Here is a 12095-nt window from a genome sequence, read left to right on the forward strand (position 1 = left end):
AGGCGAGTACTTCGACGTCCCCAACGGGAACTCCTGTTCTTCGGATCCTCACGATCCAATGATCAGGGTGTCCCCGATCAAGGGCTAACCCCCGTGTGCGGTATCGACTTGAATGGCCCCAACGCACGGCTCCTGGCGCAGGTGCAATTGCGGCGGATGAGCCGGGGTAGCCCGTGAATGTCGTTGCATATGTTGCAATGCGCGAGGGATCTTGGCGTCGCGTTGTCGTCCAGCACCAGCAGCCTTGCTGGGCAGTGGTTGGTGTCGGGGGACTATGCGGTCGGTCGAATTGTGAGCGCCACGACGAAGACGCGTCCCCGCAAGTGAGGGCAACCTTGCGCGCACCAGTCGCCGCCTGGGAAGTACCGAGCGGCGGGCAGAACGATCTGAAGGGCCCGACGTGACCACCGACTCCCAAGGGGCTGCACGACGCCAGCGCATCTTGAGCGCCGCGGTGCGACAGCGGCTTCTGCATCCCGACGACGCGATGCTTACCGCTTTTGTCGATCTCGACACTCTCGGCGCCAGCGTTGCCGCGCTGCACCAGGCCTTCCCGGGCCCCGACCGGGTGCTTCACACGTTCGCAGCGAAGGCGAACTCCCTGGTACCCGTGTTGGAGGAGCTGCGCCGGTACGGAATGGGCTGTGAGGTCGCCAGCCCCGGAGAACTTGCGCGAGCTTTGGCTGCGGGCTTCGCGCCGGAGCAGATCGTTTTCGACTCTCCGGCCAAGACGCGCCGCGAGCTCGAGGAGGCCCTGGACCTCGGTGTCGCGGTGAACGTGGACAATTTCCAGGAACTTGCCCGCATCGACGACATCCTCGCCACCCGTGCGTCTGCATCGAGGATCGGCGTCCGGATTAACCCCCAGGTCGGCAGTGGATCGATCGCCGCGATGAGCACGGCGACCGTAACCTCCAAGTTCGGTATCGCCCTGGAGGACGCCGGCAATCGTGACCGGCTGGTGGCTGCCTATCGCGACCGCCCGTGGCTCACCTGGATACATGCGCACGTCGGCTCACAGGGCTGTTCGCTGACCCTGATTGCCCAGGGCATCTCCAAGGCCGTCGACTTCGCCGAGAAGATCAACGTCGAGCTAGGTCGGCGCCAGGTGGTCGGCATCGACATCGGCGGAGGGCTGCCTGTTGACTTCACCACCGACGCACCGTGTGACTTTGAGGACTACGTCGCCGAACTGAGGGCCCAATCTCCGGCCCTGTTCAGCGGCAGGTACGAGATCGTTACCGAGTTCGGGCGTTCACTGCTGGCGAAAAACGGCTTTATGGCCACCTATGTTGAGTATACCAAAGCAGCTGGCGATCGGCCGATCGCGGTCACTCACGCCGGCGCCCAGGTCGCAGCGCGGACCGTATTCATGCCTGACTCCTGGCCCCTGCGGATCACCGCGCACACCTCCGTTGGCGCCGCCAAGGCGGGAGAGCCCGTCGTTCAGGATGTTGCTGGGCCGTGCTGTTTCGCCGGCGACCTTCTGGCTCAGGCACGTCCGCTGCCGCTGTTGGAGCCCGGTGACATCGTCGCTGTACTCGACACTGGCGCCTACTATTTCTCAACGCCGTTCTTCTACAACGACCTGCCTGCCCCCGCCGTCTACGGCGTGCGCATCGACTCCGGAGAGAACGTTCACTTCCGCCTCTTGCGCCCTGCACAGACCGTCGATGACCTTCTCAGGGAAGCCGATCCGTCTCGCAATCCCTCAGCTGTGGCTCAGCCAGCCTGAGCACCGGCCAACGCACACAAACCACAGGGAGGTTTGCGGATGATCGTCGACGATGGCCCGAACCGGGGTGAAGACAGCCGGGGGCAGACCGTGCTCGTGGTCCAGAACGAAGCATCGTATGGGTCCAGACTCGTGGGGCACTGGTTGCGGAAGGCTGGTGTCCAGCTGGAAGTGGTCGGTGCCCATGCTGGTGCGGAAGTGCCGACCGAGTTGGGGGAGCGGGCGTTGCTCGTTCTCGGTGGTGGGCTCCACCCTTGTGACGATGCGCAGGCGCCCTGGCTTCCCGCTGTCCGCTGCCTCATCAGCCAGGCGCTCGAGCTGGGCAACCCGATGCTGGGCATCTGCCTGGGGGGTCAGATACTCGCCCATGTGGCTGGCGGCACGGTGAAGGGCCAGCATGGTGCCCCGGAGTACGGGAGTGTGCCCATTCGGCTGCGCACCGGAGCACTCGATGATCCGCTGTTTGGGGCGCTGCCGACCGTGACCCCCGCCATCGAGCACCACGTGGACATCATTACCGAACTGCCGCCCGGAGCGGTATGGCTCGCGGAGAGCGAACAGTGCCCATACCAGGCCTTTCGCGTGGGGGATGCTGCCTGGGGCGTGCAGTTCCACCCGGAGATCGCGGCCGCTCAGATCCTCGGCTGGGATCAGGACGAGGTACGTGCGCAGGGCTTCGATCTGGACGAGCTGTATGTGCAGGCGAAAGCAGACGAGGCGGCTGCGGCGGTTGCCTGGCACGCATTCACCCACCGTTTTGCCGAAATCGTTGTGCGAATGAATGCCGGGGACCTTGCGAAATTCTGACGCGTGACCGATTCTTTCCCTGGATCGGACCAGAATTCACCACCTCGCTATATTTCATGGAAAGCGGCGGCGAGGATCGGATGGCCGCACGAATTCTTCTACCCGCATGGCTTTACCTGCGGTAGTTTTACGCCACCATTGCATTGACACGGCAGCGGGCTCCCGCAAACGCACCAGCCGAGGGGCTCGACCGGCTCCTCCGAGCGAAGGGGTTCGAACCATGAACCGGACAATTCGCATGACGCTCACCTCATTCGGGGCACTCGCTATGGCCGCAACGGCCGGATGCTCGGTCGGCGGCAGTCAGGGGGCAAAGACCTTCACCCTCGGGATCTCCGTGGATCCAGGTAGCCTTGACCCGCAGCGCACCCTCGCAAGCGACAACATCAGGGTCGCGGCTCTCGCCTACGACACTCCGGTAATCCTGAACGATGAGAAGCAGCTGGAGCCTGGAATCTTGACGAAATGGGAAGATACCAGCCCTACAACCTGGCTGCTGACTGTCCGCAGTGGTGTCTCGTGTTCGGACGGTAGCGCGATGAACGCCAGGACCGTTGCCGACAATCTGAATTACGTCGCCGACGCGAAAAACGCGAACCCGTATGCCGGATCGGCCGTCCCGAGCGGTAGCATCGCAACGGCCGATGAGTCTGCAAATACCGTCACAGTGAAGATTCCGCATCCGGCGTCGTTCTTCATGCAAGGCCTTTCGTCGCTGCCGCTTGTCTGTGAGAAGGGTCTGGCGGACCGAAGCGCCCTCGCGTCGGGAAGCCATGGCTCGGGTCCCTATGTCGTTTCCGGTGTCGCGCCGGGCGACCACATCGAGTACACGCTTCGAAGAGGTTATACATGGGGTCCAGCCAAAGGCCCCGACACCGCAGCGGCAGCCCTGCCCGCCAAGATTGTTGTCAAGGTAATCAGTAGCGCCACCACGACCGCCAATCTCTTGGTCGGTGGCCAGCTGAACGCGGCAACTGTCCTGGGCACAGATCAGGTCCGCTTGAAGGAGAACAAGCTGTTCTCCGCAGGCTCGAATATTCCGAGCAGCCAACTCTGGTTCAACCATGCGCCCGGGCTGCCGACCGCAGACTTGACGGTCCGCAAGGCTCTTGCAATGGCGCTCGACACGAAGCAGCTGGCAGTGGCGACGACAGCCGGTCTTGGGAAGCCGGCTACCGGGCAGATGGGTACCCCAAAGGTATGCCCTGGCGACACGGTTACTGGCAATCAACCGGAGTTTGATCTGGCGAAAGCCAAGGCTGTCCTTACAGCCGATGGGTGGACAACCGCTGGCGGAACGCTGAGTAAGGGGGGTAAGAATCTGACTATCACCTTGGCGTATTCCAGTGAACAGGCCCCCGCGTCGTCGGCTGCCCAGCTGATCGCGGCGGATTGGAAGCGGCTGGGCGTCGACGTGAAGCTAGCAGGCCGGTCCTCCCAGCAGAACACCAGTGGACTTATGGGCGGAACCTTTTCTTGGGATGCGGCCTTGTTTGGGCTTGGCGGCCAGACTCCTGCACAGTTTGTTGCGTGGAATTCCGGGCCGGGAGCGCCGAAGGGGTCGAACTTCAGCTCGATCGACAATCCTGAGTACAACTCGCTTGTTGCGAAGGCGTCCGCTCAGGCCGGCACGAAGAGTTGTGCGGGCTGGAACGCGGCGGAAGTCACTTTGTTCAAGAACGTTGACAAGGTTATGACCGGCCAGCAACCACAGCTCACCTATGGGAAGGGTGCAACGTTCAAGTTGTCCGGCAACGGGACGCTTCTTCCGACAACTATCAGGATGGACTAGGCCTGTTGCGTAGTCATCAGTGGCAAAAGCCATCAGTGTGAGGATGGGTCCAAATTTCATGGTTTCGGTCAGTGCACCGGTCGTCTCGATTCCCGCGAAGATTTTCGCCAATCCGTGGCTGGTTCTCCTTGCCAGAAGGTTCGGCCAGTTCGTATTCGCTCTTTTTGTCCTGGTCACCGCCGTTTTCGTAATGGTCCACGCCATACCCGGTGATCCGGTTCGTAACGCACTCGGCGACAATGTCCCCTCGGAAACCGTCGAAACCAAAATACATGAGCTTGGGCTGGATCGTCCCCTGTGGAGCCAGTACCTGACCTATGTTCGCGACCTGGCCAAGGGCGACCTCGGGAACTCACTCAGCACTGGGCTTCCGGTGCGGAGCATGCTGGCACAGGAGCTTCCCTCGACGATCACTATCGCTGTCAGCGCCTTCGTCGTTGTCCTGCTTCTGTCAATTCCGTTGGGCATGCTCGTCGGGATCGTCAGCGCCAACGGGCGGAGGCGGGGTGTCCATATTGGCTTCGCCTCCACAACAGGATTCTTCTCGGTTCTCCCGGAATTTGTCTTGTGTGTCTTCCTTCAGTTCCTATTCGCTGTGACCTTTAAGACGCTGCCTGTCGCAGGGCAAGGGGGTTTTGAATCCTACGTTCTGCCGGTGGTGGCCCTGGCTGCCGGCCCTGCTGCGTTGCTGGCTCGCATCGTGCGTGTCGAGACCCAGCGGGTGTTGGGTGAGGAGTACATGCGAGTGGCTCGCTCAAAACGCCTCCCACGGAGGCTTATGTATTTGCGTCACGCCCTGCCGAACCTCTTGGCAGCGACGCTGACGGTGAGCGGCCTCATCCTGGGTGGACTGCTCGCTGGGACGGTCCTCGTCGAGAAGATCTTTGCCTGGCCTGGTGTCGGGGCTCAAATGGTCTCTTCGACGCTTGGCAAGGACTTTCCCGTCGTTCAGGCACTGGGCCTATTCTTCGGCGGTGCTGTACTGGTCATTAATCTCGTCGTCGACATTGTGATCGCCGTCATTGACCCGCGGACCGCAATTAAGGAGCGTTGAACCCATGAGTGGAAAATCCTCGCTCCGAGCACCTCGGGTACTCCGCAGCCCTCTCGGGATGATCACGGTTTCGATGCTGCTGATCATCACGCTGACCATCATCATCGCGCCGCCACTTCTTGAAGCACGCGCCACCGAGATCAATGTGCCCAATATGCTGCAAGGTATCTCAAGCGAGCACTGGCTCGGGACTGATCAGGTTGGTCGGGACGTGTTCGCCCGCACGCTGGTAGCCGCGCGGCTGTCTGTTGTCCTAGCTATCGCCACCACGCTGCTAGCCACTGCGATAGGGGTAATAGTTGGCGCCATGCCGCTCGTACTTGGCAAGCAGATAGGCCGCGTCGTTGTTTGGGTAATCAACCTCATGGTGGCATTCCCTGGCCTGCTCCTCGCCATGTTCCTCTCGTTGATCCTCGGGGTAGGGGAGAGCTCAGCCGTTTTCGCCCTCGCGTTGGCGACTGCACCAGGCATCGCGCGCCTGACCTACACGATATCGAGCGCCGTCGCCACGGCCGACTACATCTCGGCAGCCCGCCAGTTGGGTGTCAGCCGTCCACAAGTTATCTGGCGCCACGTCCTGCCCAACATCGCCGGGCCGCTGATCATCAACACCGCAACGTTGTCCGGCGGAGTGCTCGTCGCATTTTCCGGACTCAGCTACCTCGGCTTCGGTGTTCAGAGCCCATCGTTCGACTGGGGCAGAATGCTGGGCGACGGGCTGAACAACATCTACACCGCCCCCGCTGCGGCACTCGCGCCTTGCATCGCGATCCTTATCGCCGGCATTACATTCATCCTCGCTGGCGAGATCATGGCGCAAGATCATTCCACCCAGGCAGGCGCGGCGAAGGGAACGAGCAGCGCTCAGGCATCCACAGTGCCCACCGAACCGGACAGCGTTGGCCGTTCAATCGAGACACCGCTTCTCCGCGTCGAGAACCTCTCGATCACCTTCCCCGCCAAAGCCAGCAACTACCGGCCGGTTGCAGGCGTCTCCTTTGCGATGGCGGCCGGAGAGATCATCGGCGTCGTGGGCGAGTCCGGCTCGGGAAAGAGCCTCATGGCCGCGGCGGTGGGCGCATTGGTGCCCCCAGCGGGCGAGGTCGTCGCCGATCGATTGGAACTGTCCGGACGCGACGTCCAAGCGATGAACCCCGCCGAGCGGAACCGCCTGCTCGGAAGGTCCCTTGCAACCGTGTTCCAAGACCCGATGTCCGCACTTAACCCAGCGGTGCGGGTTGGCCTGCAGCTCGCCGAAGTCTCCACCGTGCACCAGGGCATGAGCCGTAGCGCCGCGATGGCCAAGGCGGTGGACAGGCTGCGCGCCGTCCGTATCTCGATGCCTGAGCGCCGGGCGCGTCAATACGCAAGCGAATTCTCGGGTGGGATGCGGCAACGGGCGATCATCGGGATGGGCCTGATGGCTGAGCCAGCGCTGATCATCGCCGACGAGCCCACGACCGCGCTCGACGTGACCGTCCAGCGCGAGGTGCTCGCACTGCTGCGGCAGGTGGCGGCCGAACGAAAGGCAGCTGTCCTGTTCATCAGCCACGACATCGCCGTGATCAGCGAAATCGCGTCACGCGTACTCGTGATGTACGCAGGCAGGATCGTCGAAGACCTCCCCGTAGATGCGCTCGTCGACGATGCTGCTCATCCCTATACTCGCGCGCTCGTCGCCAGCATCCCCGATATGACGACCAGCCGGGACGCCGCACTCGCGACCATTCCCGGCCGGCCTCCAGAACCGGGCAACCTACCTGCGGGCTGTTCGTTCGCGACACGCTGTCCGCTGGCCGACGAGACCTGCCTCAAGTCTCGACCGTCATTGGTCGAGGCACCCAACGGGCGGCGGGTCGCATGCTGGAAGCCCCAGAGCAATTCCACCTACAGCCACATCGAGTCCGGTGTGCAGGAACGGAGGTAGTGCTATGAGCGCGCTGGAAATCCGGGACCTCGTCGTCATGTTCGGCTCCGGCGCCCACGCGACCGCCGCCGTCGACCGCGTCAGCCTGACCGTCGAAGCCGGCTCAGTCGTAGGACTGGTCGGCGAATCGGGCTCGGGAAAGTCAACCCTGGCCCGTGCGATAGTGGGCCTGGCACCTATCTCGTCAGGAGAGATTCTCCTCGATGGAGAGCCAATTCATCCACCTGATGGTCGGCTCACACGTTCCATGCGGGTGCGTAGACGGCGCATACAACTCGTCTTCCAAGATCCCTACGGGGCCCTCAGCCCACGCAGGAGTATCGGGTCCTCGATCGCCGAAGGCGTCACAGCCGCGGGCGGCGGCAGGCGAGTCGACCTGCGCGCCGAGGTTCGGTCACTTATGGAACTTGTACGTCTCGACCCGAAACATGAAAACCTACTTCCCCGGCAGCTCTCGGGCGGGCAGCGACAGCGCGTCGCCATCGCTCGAGCGCTGGCAGCTCGACCAGAGGTGTTGATCGCCGACGAGATCACGTCGGCGCTGGATGTCTCGGTACAAGGCGCCGCGCTCAACCTCGTCCGCGACGTCCAGCAAGAAACCGGCGTCAGCATCTTGTTCATCTCGCACAACCTGGCCGTCGTTCGGTACATGTCCGAGCGCATCGCGGTGATGAAGGACGGTCGAATCGTCGAATCGTCGGCAGCCGACGACATCACACTTCGCCCAACACATCCGTATACACAGCAGTTGGTCGCGGCCGTCCCCAGCATGGATAGCGGCCGATTTCACCAAGGAAGAAACGGCACCCGAAAGATGCTCCCAGGAGAGGCGAGGTAAGTGATGTCCATCGATCTCATGATGGGCGGCGGCGAACCAACTCGCCCCGCAAACAGCGCTCCACGATACAGCGGGGGGTACGCATGACTGTCCAGCCCATCCGCCTCTTCGGCGATCCTGTCCTTCGCACCCCCGCCGACGCGGTCACCACCTTCGATGAAGAGCTACGGACTCTCGTGGCCGACCTGACCGCGACGATGCTGGACGCGCCCGGATCGGGGCTAGCCGCGCCACAGATCGGAGTCGGCCTAAGGGTCTTCACCTTTCACATCGACGACCACCAGTCAGGGCATCTGGTCAACCCAGTACTGCACTTTCCGGACGACGAAGAGCAGGACGGCCCCGAGGGCTGCCTATCCATCCCCGGGCTGCGCTGGCACTGCATGCGATGGGCAAACGTCGTTGCGCACGGGCAGAACATGTACGGAGACCCCATTACCATCGAGGGCACTGCGAGGCTGGCACGAGTCATCCAGCACGAGACCGATCACCTGGACGGTGTGCTGTTCATCGACCGCCTCGACGCTGAGACCCACAAGGCGGCGATGATGGAGATCCGGCAGGCAGAGTGGGCGGGCTTGACGCCTCCAATCGTCAAGGTCAGTCCACATACGAACTTCGGCCGCTGAGGCCGATCTTCGCGGGCACACCCGAAACGGCATGCCATGGCGCAGAGGCGATCTACCAGGGCTGATCCCGGCGCGCGCCGATTTCACCCTGCGGATCGGGAGGCCTACCGCCGAGGGGCAGGAACCGCGAGGGGACGCTGAAGCACTCCACAAGCATGAAGCCCATCCACCAGCGGCCGGCGGTCATCGAGACCCGAACCCAAATCGGCCACTGGGAATCGCAATGCTGTTGTCAGGGCGGATTGAGTGGCGATGGCAGGAATGGGTTCCTGATAGCTGGTGCGGTCGCGGAGTATGGCCCAGAGGGTGTTGATGCGTCCGCCGGGAGGCGAGTGCTATGAGGGCCTGCTGAAGCTGGCCGTGGCGACCGCGCTGCCCTTAGTCCTGATATCTCTGTACATCGAAAAGACTATTTCGCCGCCCTGAGGGGAAGTAGCATTGGGGCGAGATTTGAGGAGCCGTGTCTATGTCTTTTGCACCCCAACTAGTATCCGGCGCTATGGATCTCGCAAGGGCTGCCCTAGCGGCCGATGAGAAGCTCCCGTCCCTGTCAGTCGCTATTGGTGTTGGGCGTGAGCTTATCGCAGAATGGGCATGGGGATCAGCTAACGCGGAGAGGAGCATCGAGGCAACCCCCGAGACTGCATACCTGCTGGCCTCGATCACGAAGCCGATTACGGCGACGATTGTCGCCTTGCTGGCTGCGGAAGGGCGCCTCAGATTTGACATGCCAGTCGATCGCATTCTCGGCTATAAATTGCCCACCATTGGGGCGGTTCGACAGCCCACCATCGCTGAGCTGCTAGGCCACCGCGCCGGGCTCGGCAGATTCTACCGATTCTTCTACGCGGACGAAGCACGTGCGCGGCTAGACTCCATCCGATCGACCATCGAGCGGCATGGCGTCGTGGCAGTATCTCCAGGAATCAGCTACGAATACAGCAATCTCGGCTACGGCATCCTTGATGAGGTCATCGCCCGAGTGACCGGGAGTGATCCGGCAGAAGTCGCATTGGAACTAGTCGCCGCCCCGTTGGCTCTAGGATCACTGTCGATCGGAGCGGAATATACAGGCGGTTCTTCGAATACTGCTGAACGCTACGGCGCCGACAAGATTGCCTACCCGATCTACGACGTTGAGCACCGGGGGGGCACCCTCGCCTGGGCCACAGCAGGGGATTTGGCACGCTTTGGACTCGCGGCAGTGCCAGGTGGTGCGTTCGCAGGGATCGATCATGTCCGCGCTCTGCAACATAAGCCGGACAACCTTGGCGACTACGGGCTCGGATGGGATGTTACTGAAGTCGGGGGGGCGAGTGCCTTGGGACATAGCGGTGGCATGGGAGGGGTCAGCACGAAGCTGCTCTGTGTGCCCGCTGCGCAGCTGAGCGTTGCCGTCCTTAGTAATGTAACCGGATCGTCAACGGCAGTGCGGCTAGCAGACCAGATCGCGGCGTTCTTGCTTAGTGGCGGAACTCTTCTGGATTCCCAACCCCGGAAATTTACCGAGCAGCCCTCGTCAGATGGCCCCACGCCGGACGACCTAGTCGGCAGTTGGCGCGCAGAGGTCATCACAGAGTTTGGAGAACTGGTGCTACAGGCAGAGTTTGGAGAGCGGGAGACAGCGATAATCATCAACCGTGCAGAGCGGGTCACTGCAAGTATTTTCAAGCCTGGTTCTTATGCGGTACGGATGGCCGGGCAAGTTTCAGATATGACGGGTTCCCCGATCGGCAGGGGCCGAACCATAATGCTTCAACTGCGCAGGATCGGTTCCGATCTGGCTGGACTACTCACGCTGACCCAACCGGCCGGCGCTGGTCTCGTTGCGGCGAACACCGAAGGGGGAGCCCCTGGCATCCGTGTCGGTGATTGCGTTTGTTATCCGATCCAATTTTCCCGGGAGCGCCCCAGATAGTTTCCGGACCGCCTTCGGCCGCGTGACTCTGGCCGCTCGCGCCCGCCGGCATGTCACCTGGGCGGCTGAATACGCTCCTTGGTATCTCTAGAGTTGAACCGCACCGGGTTTGACCCGGAAGGATTTCTCTCATGGCAGCACCGAGGAAGTATCCCAAGACCACGGAGTTATGGCCAGTCTGCAGCTGTCAACAGCGCTGGAGGTGGGGGCTGGTGAGATCTCGGCGCCCTCGTAAGTGACGCGGAAGTGGGTGTCCTCGACGTAGATGGTGACGATCCGGCCTGCGCAGGTGCGCCCAACGCGCAGGCGTTGGCGGGCCACCATCACGACGCCGTCGGTCGGGACCTTGCGTTCAACGCTGACGGCGGCCGGGGCCGGCGGAAGCTGTGTCGCGGCGATACGGGCGCCGACGAGCCGCGGGCGCTCTCCAGCTGCGAACGGTGAAGGCAGGGTCTTGGCCAGCAGTCCGTCGTGCACCGCGTGGAGGAGATGCCCGTCGAGTCGCACGGTGATCACCCGGTTAGCGAGCTCAGCACCAATCTTCACCCGCTGGCCAGCCAGGTTGATCCAGCCGTTCGGGTCCACGGTGCGTTCGACTTCGAGCGCCTGGTGCGACGGGAGGTCGTCCAGGCGACTGACGGCCGGAAGAGCTGGTGGGGGTCCTGCCGGGCGGGCGCCGCGGAGCTTGAGCTGGTGCAGGTGCTCGGCGTCGAGGTTGGAGGGGACGGTCTTAAGAAGCCGTATCCCTATCGATCGCGGGGACGGTTCTGGTCGAACGGGATGCCTGGTTGGGTGATCTTGGCTGGGTGAGCGGATGGAGGCAGGGCCTCCGGTGCAGCACGAGGGTTGCGGAGCCGACTCGAGTGCAGGGAGGCCCTGTTGTCCCAGTCTTGCGTGACGATGCTGTTCCCGTCCGACTTCCGCGTGTCGCTGTGTGGTTGTCTCGCGCACCGGTTCGGGAACGCGGCCGACCGCCCGGAGTGGGTGCGTGCGTATCTCTCCGACATGACGGTCCAGGAGTGGCGGGTGGTGCGCGACGCGATGCCGGTCCCGGTCTGGCTGGAGGGCCGGGGCGGACAGTTGGAGGGCTGTTGCCACCGGCAGATGCTGGATGCGATCCGGTACGTCACCGACAACGGGATCAAGTGGAGGGCGATGCCCGCTGGCTTCCCCGCGTGGGACCGCGTGTACGCCTTCTTTCGCCGATGGCGTGAGAAGGGGCTGGCCAAGGAGTTCCATGACCGGCTGCGTGACAAGGCCCGTGAGGATCAGGGGCGGGATCCGGATCCGGCCGCGGCGGTCATTGACTCGCAGTCGGTGAAGGGGGCCGCGTCGGTGCCCGCCGGCTCGCGTGGCTGCGACGGCGGGGAAAAGGTCAACGGGAGGCGTCGGCAC

10 protein-coding genes are annotated in these 12095 nt (G+C 62.9%); 9 read left to right on the forward strand and 1 reads right to left on the reverse strand.

Features of this window, described 5'->3' with window-relative positions:
- The first annotated feature begins 400 nt into the window (after positions 1–400).
- The 8 genes from ACWEKM_RS43825 to ACWEKM_RS43860 all read left to right on the forward strand — a co-directional run bounded on the left by ACWEKM_RS43825 (position 401) and on the right by ACWEKM_RS43860 (position 10700).
- On the forward strand, positions 401–1735 hold the full coding sequence (locus tag ACWEKM_RS43825; RefSeq protein WP_451626898.1) for a diaminopimelate decarboxylase: 1335 nt from the start codon (positions 401–403) through the stop codon (positions 1733–1735).
- Positions 1736–1774: 39 nt separating this feature from the next.
- Positions 1775–2542, forward strand: a complete 768-nt coding sequence (locus ACWEKM_RS43830; protein WP_451626899.1) for a type 1 glutamine amidotransferase — start codon at positions 1775–1777, stop codon at positions 2540–2542.
- A gap of 220 nt (positions 2543–2762) precedes the next feature.
- Complete coding sequence (locus ACWEKM_RS43835; protein ID WP_451626900.1) at positions 2763–4334, forward strand: ABC transporter substrate-binding protein; 1572 nt, start codon at positions 2763–2765, stop codon at positions 4332–4334.
- 19 nt (positions 4335–4353) lie between these two features.
- Complete coding sequence (locus ACWEKM_RS43840) at positions 4354–5388, forward strand: ABC transporter permease (RefSeq protein ID WP_451626901.1); 1035 nt, start codon at positions 4354–4356, stop codon at positions 5386–5388.
- A 73-nt stretch (positions 5389–5461) separates the two neighbouring features.
- Positions 5462–7315 (forward strand): dipeptide/oligopeptide/nickel ABC transporter permease/ATP-binding protein, encoded by a 1854-nt coding sequence (locus tag ACWEKM_RS43845; protein ID WP_451626902.1) that lies wholly within the window; start codon positions 5462–5464, stop codon positions 7313–7315.
- 4 nt (positions 7316–7319) lie between these two features.
- Positions 7320–8153 carry an ABC transporter ATP-binding protein gene (locus tag ACWEKM_RS43850; protein ID WP_451626903.1) on the forward strand — a complete coding sequence of 278 codons (834 nt, stop codon included), beginning with the start codon at positions 7320–7322 and terminating at the stop codon, positions 8151–8153.
- An 83-nt stretch (positions 8154–8236) separates the two neighbouring features.
- Positions 8237–8782 carry a peptide deformylase gene (gene def, locus ACWEKM_RS43855; RefSeq protein WP_451626904.1) on the forward strand — a complete coding sequence of 182 codons (546 nt, stop codon included), beginning with the start codon at positions 8237–8239 and terminating at the stop codon, positions 8780–8782.
- A 499-nt stretch (positions 8783–9281) separates the two neighbouring features.
- The gene (locus tag ACWEKM_RS43860; protein WP_451626905.1) at positions 9282–10700 is read left to right on the forward strand and encodes a serine hydrolase domain-containing protein; all 1419 of its coding nucleotides are present in this window, start codon (positions 9282–9284) and stop codon (positions 10698–10700) included.
- 129 nt (positions 10701–10829) lie between these two features.
- Here ACWEKM_RS43860 and ACWEKM_RS43865 read toward each other — a convergent pair whose 3' ends face one another.
- A complete protein-coding gene (locus ACWEKM_RS43865; RefSeq protein WP_451626906.1) occupies positions 10830–11285 on the reverse strand; it encodes a hypothetical protein in 456 nt (151 codons plus the stop codon).
- A 294-nt stretch (positions 11286–11579) separates the two neighbouring features.
- Here ACWEKM_RS43865 and ACWEKM_RS43870 point away from each other — a divergent pair.
- A partial coding sequence (locus ACWEKM_RS43870; protein ID WP_451626907.1) for a transposase occupies positions 11580–12095 on the forward strand: 516 nt, incomplete at its 3' end.

Source organism: Streptomyces sp. NPDC004752, assembly GCF_053601275.1.